Source organism: Candidatus Thiothrix putei (assembly GCA_029972225.1).
GTDB lineage: Bacteria > Pseudomonadota > Gammaproteobacteria > Thiotrichales > Thiotrichaceae > Thiothrix > Thiothrix putei.
On sequence record CP124756.1, the window covers coordinates 1,405,676 to 1,420,740 of the forward strand.

At 49.3% G+C, this 15,065-nt stretch carries 14 protein-coding genes; 3 read left to right on the forward strand and 11 right to left on the reverse strand.

The genetic code is table 11. The annotated features are described in order from the left end of the window. Positions 1-110 precede the first annotated feature (110 nt). Complete coding sequence (locus QJT81_07305) at positions 111-1,418, forward strand: glycoside hydrolase family 18 protein (GenBank protein ID WGZ95786.1); 1,308 nt, start codon at positions 111-113, stop codon at positions 1,416-1,418. A gap of 31 nt (positions 1,419-1,449) precedes the next feature. Here QJT81_07305 and QJT81_07310 read toward each other — a convergent pair whose 3' ends face one another. Continuing rightward, the gene (locus QJT81_07310; GenBank protein WGZ95787.1) at positions 1,450-2,628 is read right to left on the reverse strand and encodes a M20 aminoacylase family protein; all 1,179 of its coding nucleotides are present in this window, start codon (positions 2,626-2,628) and stop codon (positions 1,450-1,452) included. A gap of 89 nt (positions 2,629-2,717) precedes the next feature. On the opposite strand from QJT81_07310, the gene QJT81_07315 reads away from it, so the two are divergent. Together QJT81_07315 and mltB are read left to right on the forward strand one after the other, a co-directional pair. Continuing rightward, positions 2,718-3,431 carry a hypothetical protein gene (locus QJT81_07315; protein ID WGZ95788.1) on the forward strand — a complete coding sequence of 238 codons (714 nt, stop codon included), beginning with the start codon at positions 2,718-2,720 and terminating at the stop codon, positions 3,429-3,431. A gap of 71 nt (positions 3,432-3,502) precedes the next feature. Next, complete coding sequence (gene mltB / locus QJT81_07320) at positions 3,503-4,654, forward strand: lytic murein transglycosylase B (protein ID WGZ95789.1); 1,152 nt, start codon at positions 3,503-3,505, stop codon at positions 4,652-4,654. A gap of 35 nt (positions 4,655-4,689) precedes the next feature. On the opposite strand, the gene corA is transcribed toward mltB, so the two are convergent. From corA to QJT81_07370, 10 genes are all read right to left on the reverse strand, one after another. Further along, positions 4,690-5,643 carry a magnesium/cobalt transporter CorA gene (gene corA, locus QJT81_07325; GenBank protein ID WGZ95790.1) on the reverse strand — a complete coding sequence of 318 codons (954 nt, stop codon included), beginning with the start codon at positions 5,641-5,643 and terminating at the stop codon, positions 4,690-4,692. Positions 5,644-5,666: 23 nt separating this feature from the next. Next, complete coding sequence (rapZ, locus tag QJT81_07330; GenBank protein WGZ95791.1) at positions 5,667-6,530, reverse strand: RNase adapter RapZ; 864 nt, start codon at positions 6,528-6,530, stop codon at positions 5,667-5,669. Between the two features lie 4 nt (positions 6,531-6,534). After that, a complete protein-coding gene (locus tag QJT81_07335; GenBank protein WGZ95792.1) occupies positions 6,535-7,023 on the reverse strand; it encodes a PTS sugar transporter subunit IIA in 489 nt (162 codons plus the stop codon). Between the two features lie 6 nt (positions 7,024-7,029). Beyond that, the gene (gene raiA / locus QJT81_07340; protein WGZ95793.1) at positions 7,030-7,365 is read right to left on the reverse strand and encodes a ribosome-associated translation inhibitor RaiA; all 336 of its coding nucleotides are present in this window, start codon (positions 7,363-7,365) and stop codon (positions 7,030-7,032) included. A 62-nt stretch (positions 7,366-7,427) separates the two neighbouring features. Then, the gene (locus tag QJT81_07345; protein ID WGZ95794.1) at positions 7,428-8,873 is read right to left on the reverse strand and encodes an RNA polymerase factor sigma-54; all 1,446 of its coding nucleotides are present in this window, start codon (positions 8,871-8,873) and stop codon (positions 7,428-7,430) included. A 161-nt stretch (positions 8,874-9,034) separates the two neighbouring features. Then, on the reverse strand, positions 9,035-9,760 hold the full coding sequence (gene lptB, locus QJT81_07350) for an LPS export ABC transporter ATP-binding protein (GenBank protein WGZ95795.1): 726 nt from the start codon (positions 9,758-9,760) through the stop codon (positions 9,035-9,037). Then, the gene (lptA, locus tag QJT81_07355) at positions 9,757-10,233 is read right to left on the reverse strand and encodes a lipopolysaccharide transport periplasmic protein LptA (protein WGZ95796.1); all 477 of its coding nucleotides are present in this window, start codon (positions 10,231-10,233) and stop codon (positions 9,757-9,759) included. Before lptA ends, lptB begins: the two co-directional genes overlap by 4 nt. Before the next feature lie 7 nt (positions 10,234-10,240). Continuing rightward, positions 10,241-10,681 (reverse strand): LPS export ABC transporter periplasmic protein LptC, encoded by a 441-nt coding sequence (gene lptC, locus QJT81_07360; GenBank protein ID WGZ95797.1) that lies wholly within the window; start codon positions 10,679-10,681, stop codon positions 10,241-10,243. Beyond that, complete coding sequence (kdsC, locus tag QJT81_07365; GenBank protein ID WGZ95798.1) at positions 10,678-11,232, reverse strand: 3-deoxy-manno-octulosonate-8-phosphatase KdsC; 555 nt, start codon at positions 11,230-11,232, stop codon at positions 10,678-10,680. The genes lptC and kdsC overlap by 4 nt, the downstream gene beginning before the upstream one ends. Positions 11,233-11,674: 442 nt before the next feature. Continuing rightward, positions 11,675-14,998, reverse strand: coding sequence for a tetratricopeptide repeat protein (locus QJT81_07370; protein WGZ95799.1), 3,324 nt, complete (start codon positions 14,996-14,998; stop codon positions 11,675-11,677). Positions 14,999-15,065 lie beyond the last annotated feature (67 nt).

Here is a 15,065-nt window from a genome sequence, read left to right on the forward strand (position 1 = left end):
AACTGCCGGTGTGACCACATGATTGCAAAATATTTATTCATTTTATCTATGGTTTGCAATAATAGGCTAATATCTTGGTTTTGATGTATTAGGCGATGGGAGAATCCTCAATGATTATACATAGGGTTGCAAAGGCTTGGACGTTGCTGTTGTTGACAGTGACGCTGTGGACAGTGACATCTTCCCTACAAGCTTCGGCTGAGAAGTCGTCTAAACCGTGGGTGATGGGTTACTTACCCGCTTATGAGCAAAGTGGTAGTGGCAGTTTTGACTTCATGGATAAAGATGACTGGAAGATGCTGACTCATGCTGCACATTTTTCGGCACATGTGAATGCTGATGGAACGCTGGATTTCAATGCGGAAAAAATGAGTGAGGCTAATCGCACCGCCGCCATTCAGGCAGCCCATCAGCGCCATGTGCCGTTGGTGTTGAGTGTGCTGGCTTGGTATGACGTGTATGAGCCAGTGATTAAAAATGCCAGCACGCGTAAAACCTTGATTAATCAGATTCTTGAAGTGCTGAAGGAAGGCTACGATGGTGTGGATTTGGATTTAGAGCCTATTCGCGCCGAACAAGCCGGAGCTGAGTACCAAACGTTTGTGAATGAGTTGCATACAGCTTTACAAACACTTAACAAAACCAATAATCCTAAGATGTTGGTGGAACGCCCGTTATTGACCTTAACGACTGGGGTGGAAAATGTTGCCGATGACAGTCCGGGGCAATTACGTACCTTGTTAGCTAGCATTCAGGATAAGGTAGATCAGATTAATGTGATGGGGTATGACTTGTCTTCGCTCAGTGATGAGGTGATTTGGCATGACGGGGCATTGCATGACGGGGGGCAGAAATACCCTGCTTATGTTGCCCGCTCGGTGGTATCGGTCAGCCGGTCGCTGCAACAATTTATGGATGGCGGTGTGTCACCCAGCAAATTAGGCTTAGGCATCAGTTTAGAGGTGCGAATTTGGCAAGGTGGTAAAGTCAAAGATACAACCGAGGGTGTGACAGCACCCATGCAGGAATGGAGTATTGCTCCCAAAAGTTGGAATACCGGTACACCACGGGCAAGTGTGGCGCAGTTGTTAGACCCAGACTACGCTTGCATGACTACCCCAGCCGGAGAGGTTGCTGCTTACAAATGCGGGTATTCGCCCGACTATTATCGTTGGGATGATAAAGCTAAGGCGGCCTACTTAAGTATTAATAATCCCGGTTCTGATTACGATGCCTTTATTTCTTACACTGATGAGCGTGCTGCACAGGAAAAAGTCATGTTTGCAAAAGAAAAAGGCTTAGGCGGCATCATGATTTGGCAGATGCGACATGATTATCGTGAAGATCAACCAGAAGGGAAGAAACGCCCGATTATTAAAGCAGTGCGTGATGCGCTCAACCGTGAAACCGGCAAGTAGCCCGTTTCACGGCGGACTATTGGTGGGTGATTTAATGGCAAATATGTTGCACCAGCCGCACCCAGTAACTTGCACCTAGTGGCAATATAGTGTCATTAAAATCGTAGTACGGATTATGCAAAGCGCGGCTTTCAGTCGCGTCGCCGTTACCGATCCAAATGTAGGCGCCGGGACGGTGCTGAAGCATATAGGCGAAATCTTCAGCGCCCATGCTTGGTGGTGGATTCCATTGTACACAGGCTTCGCCGACGAGTGCTGTGGTGACTTGATAACAGATTTCGGCATTAGCAGGGTGATTGATGGTGGCGGGGTAGCCTTCCATAAACCGCACTGTGGCATTGGCATTTAGGGCTTGTGCAGTGTGTTCCACTAACTGTTGCAGGCGTTGTTTCAAGTGCTGGCGATCTTGTGGATCGAGGCTGCGGATCGTGCCATGCAAGCTCACGGTTTCTGGGATAACGTTGTAAGCGCTGCCACCAATCATGCGCGTGATGCTGATAACACCGCCACTGGTGGGCTTGAGGTTACGGGAAACAATGCTTTGGGCAGCCGTAATGATATGCCCCGCCACTAATACGGGGTCTGTTACCGTGTCGGGCATGGCGGCGTGTCCGCCCTTGCCCTGAATCTCAATATCGAAGCTGTCGGTGGATGCCATCACCGCTTGTGAATGTACTGCAAAATGCCCAGTGGGAATTCCTGGCCAATTGTGCATTCCGTAGACTTCCGCAATCGGGAAGCGCTCGAATAAACCTGCTTCAATCATGCGTTTTGCTCCGGCATTGCTTTCTTCCGCAGGTTGGAAAATGAAATAAACCGTTCCGGCAAAGTCAGGGGTTTGCGCCAGAATCGTGGCCGCGCCGAGTAACATGGTGGTGTGTCCATCATGCCCACAGCCATGCATTTTACCGTGATGGCAGGATGCATGGGCAAATGTGTTCAGTTCGGTCAGGGGTAGGGCATCCATATCTGCCCGTAAACCAATGTGTTTGTCGCCGGGATGTGCGCCGCGCAAAATTGCTACCACGCCTGTTTCACCAATCCCTGTGTGAACTTCCATACCTAATGCTTGCAAGCGGGCAGCGATTTGTGCGCTGGTGCGGAATTCTTCGTAAGCCGTTTCTGGGTGTTGGTGAATATCACGACGCCACTGCTGCATCTCTGCATGGAGGGAGTGGCTGGCGGCAATTGGGTCAAGTTTGGCGGTCATGTTACATCCTTTCTTTTCGTGTGTAGTCGCGATTTTATGGGGTATGTCTGGTATTCTTCTCATGATTCATCTTCGCAGGTATCACGCTCATGAAAACACTACAAGGCATCGTGCTCTTAGCCACTTGTTTAACAGCAAGTCAGGTGCAGGCGCAAGATCCACCCACCGCAGTACCACAACCCGCAGCACCGGACACACTCACCTTCCCGCCACAGCAGGGGGCGAATACTCAGCAGGCCACCTCGCAGCCATCACCACCTAGTGCGAGTGTAGGGCAGCCGGGGCCTAGGTTTCCTGCACAAGTAGCACCACAGACGCAGCCACAGACAACTTATCCTTACAGCAATGGCAATTATACGAATTATAACTACCGCAGTTATGGTTATCCTACCTATCCCTACAGTTATTACCCGTATGCTCAACAGCAGGCTTACAACCCTTATGCTCAGGCATACAATCCGTATGCACAACAACCGATGTATAACCCGTATGCAACACCTCGGATGATGCCCTATCCGCAGCGTCCACCGGTTCCACAAAAAAAGGAAACCAAGCCGTGGGGCGATACGCGCTACATCTGGCCTGACTTTTATACGGATTTTACGGGCGATGCGTTTGACAAAATGATTAATGCTCCCTATGACATGGGACGGATGCCGGGTGGTTGGAAATTCCCTTCCATCAGTATGCCTGACCCTGTAACGGTGAGTGATGCGATTGCGAACCAAGTGCCGCCCTTTGCAGAGGAAGCAGGAAATATGGTTCCCGTCGATGATATGGGCAATATAGTACCGTTTAAATAAAATCTTGGTCGTGTTAAACTATTAAGCAGTTTTTGGGGCTTAATAATATGAAATGATCATTGGAGATTTAAATGCATTTGCCGAAAAGTTCTTTTAGCCGTGGTGCAGCACTTGCACTAGTGTTTAGTTTGGGAGCCTGTAGTTCCGTACCTGAAAAAGTCGACACTGCTGAAAATAGTAGTACTGCTCAGCAAGCGAGTAAGTCAGCACAACCCCAAGTGAACGGTGATTCGGCACAAGTCGTCAGCTATGGTGGAAAGGGTGTTGGCAATTACACCGCAGCAAATTTAGGCGGTGATTTTGCGGGTAACGCACAGTTGCTGAGATTCATCGACAATATGGTACAAACGCACGGTTTTAATCGCCAGTACTTGTATGGGGTGTTTTCTCAAGTACGTAACCGCGATGATGTTGCACGGCTGTGGGCAGGTTCCAGTGCTGATCCGGGTAGCCCTAAAGGTTGGCACGCTTACCGTGATCGTTTCGTGACGGCTGCCAATGTGCAACGTGGCACTGCGTTTTGGCAGGAGCATTCTGCCCATTTGCAACGTGCGCAACAGCAATACGGCGTTCCGGCAGAATATATTGTGGGGATTATGGGGGTTGAAACCCGTTGGGGACGTATCCTCGGTAAACATCGGGTAATTGATGCCTTGACCACTTCTGCTATCGTGAATCAACGTCGTAGTCAATTCTTCTTTGACGAGTTGAAAAACTACATGTTGATGACACGCAGTGAACGCATGGATCCGCTTGCGCCTAAAGGTTCGTTTGCCGGTGCAATGGGGTATGGGCAGTTCATGCCGAGCAGCTTCCATGCTTTTGCGGTGGATTTTGACGGCGATGGTGTGCGTGATTTGTGGAATCCTGTCGATGCGATTGGCAGTATCGCCAATTACTTTGCTAAGAATGGTTGGCAACCGGGTGGTGAAGTGGCAGTGCCAGCCCAAGTGGCATCCAATCAATACGCTAGTGTACCCGATGGTTTTAAAGTCAAATATTCTATGTCTGATTTACAGCGTATTGGCGTTACCCCTAAATATGGCAGAGGGTCGGCGGGTACGGTACATTTATTGGCATTGAGTACTGTGCCGAATGGTTACAAAGAACCGTGGATTGGCTACAAAAACTTTCATGTGATTACCCGCTACAATCGCAGTAACTATTATGCGATGACGGTGCATTTGCTGGCGCAATCCGTGCGTGAGCGTGTCGGTAAGTAATGCATTGTGGCGTAGGGGCGAAAAATCTTTCGCCCCTACATCCAGCCTTTGCGTTTGAAAAACCAGTAGGGTGTCACCCCTGCCAGAATCATTAAGCCAATTGCCATGGGGTAGCCAAATACCCAGTCTAGTTCCGGCATGACACGGAAATTCATCCCATACAAGCTGGCGACTAGCGTTGGCGGCAGGAATACCACAGCAGCAATCGAAAACATTTTGATGATTTTATTCTGTTCGATATTGATGAAACCTTGCGTGGTTCCCATCAGGAAGTTGATTTTATCAAACAGAAAAGTGGTATGAGACATCAAGGTATCAATATCACGAATGACTTCAGGGATAATGTCTTGCCCTGCCTGGGTGTCACGTAACTGGCGTTGTAAAAAGGAAATAGAACGTTGCGTATCCATCAGGCACAGGCGCACTTTACCGTTGCTATCTTCCAATGCTGCGAGGTCGTCGATGGCACTTTCTAAATCCGTGTCGGTTTCTTCCAGCACTTTATGGCTGATAATTTCGAGTTCATGGTGTAAATCTTCGATAGTATCGGCAAGGTTTTCCACTTTTTGCTCAAACATGGTGAGTAGTAAGTGGCGAGGGCTGCGTGCCTCTACTTGACCGCGCCGTGCCCGCATTCTAAGTAGACGAAAATCAGCCAGCTCTTGTTCCCGCACTGTAATCAAGCGGTCAGTTTGGAGGATGAAAGCCACGGTGGTGGTTTCCATGCGGCCTTCGCTTTGGGTGACAAACAAGGAGTGAACGTGAATGCCGCTGCTATCGGTGAAATAGCGGGCAGAGGATTCGATTTCCTCGACATCATCGGATTCCGGCAGTTCGGTGTGGAGCAGGACTTCTAGGCGGTCGCGCTCTGCATCTGTCGTGTCTTGGGCATCAATCCAGCCGGTATGGGAAATGGCATAATCCAAGAGTTGATCGCCGAGCTTATGCTCGACTAATTTGCCCTCTGCAAAGCCGAAAAACCGTAACATTGCTTATCTCCGGTGTGGGGTATTTAACGAACGTAGTTGAGTTCGCGATGCCGCAGGATCACATTTTCACCCATGGTCTGACGAAAATGTTGATACAAGCGTTCTGCTAAATAAACGGAACGGTGTCGTCCCCCGGTGCAGCCAATGGATACCGTTAGGTAGGCTCGCTGGCAGTTGCTATCTAAACTGGGTAGCCAGTGGCTCATGAAATCGCGGATATCCGTATACATGCGTTGTACATCATCATGCTGTTCTAGCCATTCGATGATACCCGCATCACGCCCTGTGAGTGAACGCAGGTCAGGCTCCCAGTAAGGATTAGGTAAACAGCGCACGTCAAATAGAAAATCGGAATCGTTCGGTGGATTGTGTTTAAAGCCAAATGATTGAATCATAAGCGATAAATGTTGCTGCTCTGTTTGAGAAATGCGTGCTTTAAGCATTCGGCCTAATTCGTATACGCCGATATGAGAGGTATCCAAGCGTAAATCAGCATCAATTGCTAAAGGTTCTAACAAGGTGGATTCTAGCGCAATCGCTTTGTCTAACTCTTGGGTCTCGCTGGTGAGCGGGTGGCGGCGGCGGGTTTCGTTATAACGTTTGCGCAAGATTTCTTGTTCAGCGTACAAGTACACGACCTGAGTGCTGGGAACACGTTGCCGTACCCGCTTAATAATGCTTGGTGTATCGAGCAGGCTATCACGCCCGCCTCGGATGTCGATACCGACCGCAAGATAGGGCTGCTTGGCAATTTGTGGTGTGCCCAGTAAGGCTTCCAGTAATTGCGAGGGCAGATTGTCGATACAGTAGTAACCGTTGTCTTCGAGTGTGTGCAAGGCGTAGCTTTTGCCTGCTCCCGACATGCCGCTGATAATGACTAGGTGCATGGGATTAAGCCGCAAGTGCACCCGCAAACGGGTGGCTAGGTGGATCGAACAGTTCAAGGAAATGATCCAGCATGGTTTGCGTGTCTTGGTAACAGCAAATTTGCTCAATCAGGGATTTTTGTATCAGGGTACTGGTCAGTTGTGTGATCAGTTCTGAGTAATCAGGGGCTTGGTTGGCTGGTACGAGGATCGCCATGAACAATTGCACCGGTTTTTTATCCGGTGTGTCCATTTTAACGCCATCTTCCAGCAACAACAAAGCCCCACAAGGTTGATGAATGGACATGCACGCATGGGGAATGGCAACGCCATTCCCAATCGCGGTACTACCCAGCTTCTCCCGGTTGGTCAGGGCATCGAAAATGGCCTCTGCCTCCAAATTAGGTTGGCCTAAGGCAAGCATTTCCGCTAGTTGCTCAAAAGCACGTTTCTTACTGGAAACGTCAGGTTTGCAGGCAATCCGTGCGGCAGAGAGCAGGGTAGTCATGTCCATGAGGTATCAGTCCATTGTTTCTGTTGCAGCGACCATTTGGGCTGCTTCCTGGCGATGATGGTCTTTCACTTTTTCCTTGTGTTTGACAATCTGTCTGTCTAACTTATCTGTCAGAGCATCAATCGCTGCATACATATCATCGGCGTAGGCATCCGCGAACAAGTGATTGCCATTGACGTGGAAGGTCGCTTCTGCCTTGTGACGTTGTTTTTCGACTTCCAGGATGAAATGAATTTTCATTACCTGGTCGAAGTGGCGCTTCAGGCGTTCAGCCTTTTCACGCACATAGTTATTCATGGATTCTGTCACTTCTAGATGATGACCAGTGATTTCTAATTGCATAATGCAAGCTCCTTGTTCAGGTCATGGAAGAAACCATGCCCCACAGTATGTGGGTGCATGGCTTAGGTCGGAATCAATGTCTTCCGGTCATGCGATGACGGAATGGACATTGCTTCACGGTACTTGGCGACGGTGCGCCGGGCTACATTGATACCCTGCTGATTGAGCAAAGTAGTCAATTGGTTATCACTTAAGGGGGAATGTTGATTTTCCTCAGTAATCAGTTTTTTGAGCATGGCGCGAATCGCCGTTGAGGAGCAGCTAGACCCAGTATCGGTGTCTACCTGACTGGAGAAAAAGTATTTGAATTCAAAGATACCACGTGGGGTATACAGGTATTTGTTGGTGGTGACGCGGGAAATGGTGGATTCGTGCATTTCTAACTCTTCTGCAATGTCCCGGAGAATCAGTGGCTTCATCGCCTGTTCTCCATATTGCATGAAAGCGCTTTGGCGTTCAACTATTGCTTTGGCAACACCTAACAAGGTTGAGTTGCGACTTTCCACGCTGCGAATCAGCCAGCGGGCTTGTTGCAGATTGGACTTGAAGTAAGTAGCATCGCGTTCACTTTTCACTTGCCCTAACATGTCAGCATAGTACTGATTAACTTGCAGATTTGGCGTGACTTGCGCATTTAGTGAAACCACCCATTCTCCTTTGATCTTACGGACATAGGCATCTGGTACGATGTAATCAGCGCTGGATGCTGAATAAGCACTACCCGGTCGAGGTTGTAAACTACGCAGCAACAGGAGAATTTCTTCTAACTCGCTGTGTTCTATTTTTAATCGTTTGCTGATTTCTTTATAGTCGCGCCGTTCCATCAAGTCCAGATGTTTTTCAACCAACTGACGGGCTTTGAACAAAATGCGGCTTTCGGGTAAGTGAGTCAGTTGAATTAGCAGGCATTCACGCAAGTCACGTGCCCCTACACCTAAGGGGTCAAGCTGTTGGATAAATTTAAGGACGACTTCAACATCTTCGCGTTCGATAAGAAGTTCTTGGCTAAGTGAGTCTACAATATCTTCCAGCGGGTCACATAAGTATCCTGCTTCATCCAGTGAGCCGATAATCACGGTAGCAATCTGCTTGTCGATGCTGGTGAGGTTGCTCATGCGAATTTGCCATAAGAGATGTTCTTGCAAACCACTATCGGCGGTATCGCCTTGATTTTCCAGGAAGCCGCTGTTATCACCATTGCCATCACTATTGCTGCTGCGGGTGTCGTAAAGGTCTTCCCACTCCGCATCCACATGCAGTTCGTCAGGAATGTCCTGATCAAATTGTGCGGTATCTTCGGGAGCATCAGGGAAAGCCTCTGGTTCAGCAGTATTATCACTGTTGTCAGCGCTTGACACTGGTTCGCTGGGTATTTCCGGGCGTGAATCGTCGGTTTCTTCTGCTAATTGCAGTAAAGGATTTTCTTCCAGTGCTTGCTGGATTTCGTTCTGTAGCTCAAGTGAAGACAATTGCAACAAGCGGATGGCTTGCTGTAACTGCGGGGTCATTGAGAGTGTCTGACCAAGTTTGAGATCGAATCCCTGTCTGAGCATTTTTCTTGTTGTTCCTTGTGCTTGTGAGCGATGAATCCTAACGTTCCACAGCTTTCATACTACCCTAATCGTTTGCCAGTGCAAAGATGCGATAGTCGGGGTGAATGACACCTGACTCACAGTTTGAAATGTTCACCAAGATAAACGCGCCGCGCTTGTTCATCTTGTAAGATGGTGTCGGGTGAACCCTCGACCAGAATTTTCCCTTCGCTGAGAATATAGGCGCGGTGGCAGATCCCCAGCGTTTCCCGCACATTGTGGTCAGTAATCAGTACACCAATATCACGAGTGACCAGATGACGGATGATCTTTTGAATTTCGAGAACAGAAATGGGGTCAACCCCAGCAAAAGGTTCGTCTAGCAAGATAAAGGCTGGGTCACTGGCAAGTGCACGGGCAATTTCAGCACGACGGCGTTCGCCACCCGATAAGCTAATGCCTTGGCTGTCACGGATATGGGTTAGCTGGAATTCTTCCAGCAAGCTATTCACTTTGTCTTGGCGTTGGCTGTGATTCAGATCTTTACGCAACTCCAGTACTGCCATGATATTTTGTGCTACGGTCAGTTTACGAAAGATACTGGCTTCCTGTGCTAGATAGCCGATACCTTCACGGGCGCGTTCGTGCATGGCTTGCGCGGTGATGTCCTTATCGTTGAGCAACACTTGGCCTTCATCAGTACCTACCAAGCCCACAATCATGTAAAAGCAAGTGGTTTTGCCAGCACCATTTGGCCCTAATAAGCCGACGACTTCCGCATTGTTAACGTGCAAATCCACACCTTTGAGAATTTGGCGTTTTTTATAACTTTTTTGCAGGTTATGTGCAGCTAGGGTATTCATTCGGCAGCTTTGTTGGTGGGGTAAAACACGGCGGATACTCGCCCGGTTTTGCCTTTGCCGCCTGCTTTGAGCTGACCTGTGCCGGTGAGGTATTCGATATGGTTGCTGGTAAAACGGTCTTGGTCTTGCAAAAGTTCGGCGTCACCGTCGAGGATTAGGCGTTTTTCCTTGACCAGATAGTGCATTTCACGGGCTTTGCCGCTGGCGAGTTTGCCATTGTCCATTTTTTGCTTGAGGCTGACGGGTACTCCGATGGCAAAAATACTGACAATTTCATTATTGGGGGCGTTAATCTCAATGCGGGTGGCAAGGATTTCCAAGGTTCCCTGTTTGATGGAAACGTTGCCCTCATAAGTAGCAGTACCTGCCATTTTGTCAAATACAGCGGAATCGGCTTCGATTTGTACCGGCGCTTCCACATCCGATTTCAGGGCGTGAGCGGTGGAGGTAATACCCGCGAGTAGCAGGCACAACAGCCATTTATTTAACCTGGTAAGTTGAGCGCACATTTGAATCAAATCTCAGTAAGTTGTCATCGAGTTTAGCGGTAAGCCCGGTTGATTGCATCGTGCCGTTGGGTGCTGTAATGAATACGTCGGCATCGGTAGAAATTTCCCGTGTCGTTTGATCATACAACAAATGGTCTGACTGTAGCTTGAATCCGGCGCTGGTATTGATTTCTGGGGCGATAATACGGCTTTGACGTTTACCTTGCCAATGCGACAAATGCTGCCCGGAAAGCTCGTAACTGATGTTGCCATCTGCCTCGACTGCCATAATGGAAAAATCCACTAGGTAATAGTCAATCTGATCTTTTTGCATGGTGACGCGCCCAAGATCGGTTTTGCTCAAATAATCTTCAACTTGGGTGGTCAGCAGAATCAGGAGCAAGACGACGATCAGCGTGATGACATGTTTCATGTCAAATAGCTTGCCAGTTTGGCTTGCAATTTGCCATGAGCATGTAACAGCATTTCACAAACTTCGCGTCCTGCACCACGCCCGCCATGGGTTTGTGTCACCCAATGCGCGTGCTCTTTGACATAGTAATGCGCATCACCGACCGCGATAGCAAAACCAACCTGCGCCATGACGGGTAAATCCACCACGTCATCACCAACATAGGCAATATTTTCCGGTTTAAGACCTGTTTGGGCGAGCAAGTCAGCAAACGCTGGGCGCTTATCGCGGTAGCCTTGCCAGATACGATTACGGGGAATTTTTAGGTTATCGGCACGGTGTAGGACGAGTTCGGATTGTCGCCCGGTGATCAGTGCCATTTCCAGCCCGCTTTCCAGCAACATACGGATACCGTGCCCATCCTTAGAGTTGAAGGCTTTGTATTCTTGCCCGTCATCACCATAAAACAGACTACCGTCGGTCAATACACCGTCAATGTCGAAAATGACCAGTTGGGTATTGCGAGCGCGTGCCAGAACGTGTTCGGGAAGGTGGTCGAAATTAGCTATCATGTAAGGCGAGTCCTGCGCATAAAAGTCATTACGCCGCATGATAGCGGGATTGTGGGGGGAACCCAACCCTATTTAATGCGCCAACTGCCTTATCTTACGGCAGCGGTTCCATTATGCGCGGTGACGTCTGCGTCAATTACCTTAGCAGCCACCCCCCCGCCGCCTCCATGACTCCCACCGCCGCTACCTCCACCACCTCCACAGCCACTAGTACCACTATCGTTGATAGTAAGCAATGAAGAAATGATCGCTAACATTACCATGCCGGTCACCAGCCATCCCCACCCCAACAGCGACCACTCTACAATAGCCCCTGCAACAGCCCCTACAAAAACGCTAGCAGGATAAAAATGGGGTTATATCTGGGTGATCCGATCCCTAGTGTTTTTTCCCTGCTTGCGAGTGCTGAATAGGTGCATTCGCGTATTGCCTCATGCTAGTTTCACAGTTTTGTTGCTTTGGCTTGTTTCAGCAATTGCTGCGTGTAGTTGTATTTTTCCTCAAAAACCTTCGGATTTTGCTCTGCAAAAGGTTCAAGTAGTTGAACAGATTCTTGCAAGAGTGGGATGGCTTGGTTAGGTTCATTCCATTCAAGGTTTGACTTGCCGAAGGACTTCAAGGTATTCGCTACATCGGGCAGGTAGACCAATGGGTTGTCCTTGGCAAGCGCACGGTAGATGGCGAGAGCCTCCGTGTACAATGCTTCGGCCTCCTCGCGCCGCTGGCTATCATTTGCTACCAAAATGCCAAGGTTGTTAAGTACCATTGCCATATCTGGCTGATTAATTACGGGGTTGTCTTTAGCAAGCACACGGCGGATAGCGAGTGCTTCGGAGAACAATGTTTCTGCTTCCTTAAGCCGCTGGTTGTCCTCTGATACTAAGTTAGCAAGGTTGTTCAGCGTACTCGCTACATCATTTTGATATATTGTTGGGCTATCCTTGGCAAGTGTGCGGCGTATAGCGAGGGCTTCCGTATACAGGGCTTCAGCCTCCTTAAACCGCTGGCTGTCCTCTGCTATCAAGCTACCAAGATTCGTCAACGTTGTTGCTACATCCGGCTGATATACTGCTGGATTATCCTTGGCAAGCGTCCGCTGGATGGCGAGGGCTTCGCTATACAGGGCTTCAGCCTCCTTAAACCGCTGGCTGTCCTCTGCCACCAAGCTACCAAGATTGCCAAGCGTACTTGCCACAGCAGGTTGGTACACCGATGGGCTATCTTTGGCGAGTGCGCGGCGGATGTTTAAAGCTTCCGTATACAACGCTTCTGCTTCCTTACTTCGTTGGCGATTTTCTGATACTACATTGCCAAGGTTATTCAACGTTGTTGCTACATAAGGTTGGTATACCGCTGGATTATCTTTAGCAAGCGTGCGGCGAATGTTTAAAGCTTCCGTGTATAGGGCTTCGGCCTCCTTAAACCGCTGACCGTCTGCCACCACCAAGCCGCCAAGATTAGTTAATGTTGTCGCCACAGCAGGCAGGTGTACCGCCGAGTTATCCTTGGCAAGTGTGCGGTCGATGCCCAATGCTTCGGTGTACAACGTTTCCGCTTCCTTACGTCGCTGGCTGTCTGCTGATACTAAAATACCCAAATTGGTTAACGTACTTGCTATCTCTGGCTGATATGTTTCTGAATTATCTTTGGCAAGTTTGCGGTAACAGTCTAATGCCTCAGTGTAAAAGGCTTCTGCTTCATTGCGTCGTTGATTGTCGGCTGTCAACAACAAACCAAGATTGTTAAGCGAGCCTGCCATATCCGGCTGATAAAGTATCGGATTTTCCTTGGCAAGCTTGCGGCGGATAGCTAGGGCTTCAGCGTACAGGGCTTCTGCTTCCTTAAATCGTTGGCTGTCTGCTGCCACCAAGATGCCAAGGTTGTTCAGCGTATGCGCTACGTTCGGCTGGTAGGACGCTGGGTTGTCCTTGGCAAGCGTGCGGTAGTAATCCAGTGCCTCGGTGTACAGGGTTTCTGCTTCCTTAAATCGCTGGTTGTCTGCTGCCACCAAGATGCCAAGGTTGTTCAGCGTACTCGCTACATCAGACTGGTATACTGCTGGGTCGCTTTTAGCAAGCTTGCGATAGCTATCCAGTGCCTCGCGGTACAATGTCTCTGCTTGCTGATATTGATTGTTGTCTTGCAAAAAATGGGCGTAAACAAACAGGTGGTAAGGAGTACGTTCTGCTTTAAGTACTTGATCAAAATACTCACTGGTTCGTGCAATACGTTGGTCGCCTAAGCTGTAATCCTCTGCTGCTTGCTGCGCTTTTACCAACCAATCGGTTGCTGTTGCCTTAGTAGCTTGTTCTAGTAACTCCAGTGTGGAATGGTATTTACCCTCAAAAATTTTCGGGTGCTGTTTGGCTAAAGGGGCATACAGCTCGACGGCTTCTTGCAACAGTGGCAGGGCTTCAGTGGGTTCGTCCCAATCCAGATAAGCCGACCCAAAGACCCACAGTGTCTCTGCAATCTCAGGTTGGTATACCGCTGGGTCGTACTGGACAAGCGGGCGGTAAATGTCCAGTGCCTCGGTATAAAAAGCTTTGGCTTTCTCGCGTCGCTGGTTGTCCGCAGACACTAAATTACCAAGGTTATGCAGTGTGGCTGCCAAAGCAGGCTGATAGACCACCGGGTTATACTGGGCAAGCGGGCGTTGGATAGTGAGGGCTTCGGTGTACAAGGCTTCAGCCTCTTTCAACCGTTGGCTGTTGGTTGCCACCACAGTGCCAAGGTTGCTTAGCGTTGTTGCCACGGCCGGTAAGTACACATCAGGGTTGTTTTTGGCAAGTTGACGACGGATATCCAAGGCTTCACGGTACTGGGTTTCAGCTTCGTCACTCCGCTGGCTGTCTTTTTTCACCAAGTTGCCAAGGTTGTTCAGCGCGATTGCCACATCCGGCAAATACACTTCCGGCTTGTCTTCGGCAAGTTGGCGGTAGCTGACCAGTGCCTCACGAAAAAGGGCTTCGGCTTCGTCACCCCGCTGGCTGTTATTTGCTACTAAGTTACCGAGATTGCTTAGAGCCGTTGCCACTGCGTGTGCGTAAGCTGGCTGGATTGCCGTGGGCATCTGACGGTAAATGGCCAGTACCTCGCGGTAGAGGGCTTCGGCTTCCTCGCGCCGCTGGCTATCAGCCGCTACCAAGATAGCAAGATTGTTCAGGGTCATTGCCACAAAAGATATGTATACCGTTGGGTGCATCAGCTCTGATTGATCTGGGTCGATTACTACAAAGTCCACATCCTTTGAAACACCTTGGGCAAGTTGACGATAGTTAGTCAGTGCTTCGCGAAACAGGGCTTCAGCTTCCTCACGCCGCTGGCTGTCTGCTGATACTACGATGCCAAGGTCGCTGAGTATGCCTGCTATCGTTAGAGTGTAAGCCGCTGGATTGCCTTTGGTTAGCTGGCGGTAGCTGGTTAGTGCTTCATTGTAGAGGTTTTCCGCTTCCCGGTACTGATTGTTTGCTCGTAAAAATTCAGCATAGTCAAGCAGGTGTTCTGCCGTTCTGCCAGACTTGAGGACTTGCTCAAAATACTCGCTGGCTCGTGCAATGCGCTGGTCGCCTAAGCTGTAATCTACAGCCGCTTGCTGAGCTTTTGCTAGTAAGTTTTCTGCGGTTGCCTCGGTGGCCTGAGTGGTTTGTTTTGGTTCCTGTATCGCTGTTTTCTCAGATGGGGTTTTATCACTGCATCCGTTCAGGAATGGAATCAACAACAGGAGTAGTGCCAATGGACGAAAAGAGGATATGGATGGACGCATTCGCGTATTGCCTCATGCTAGTTTCACGGTTTTGTGGTTTTGGGTTGTAATGACCAAGTAAATTAGG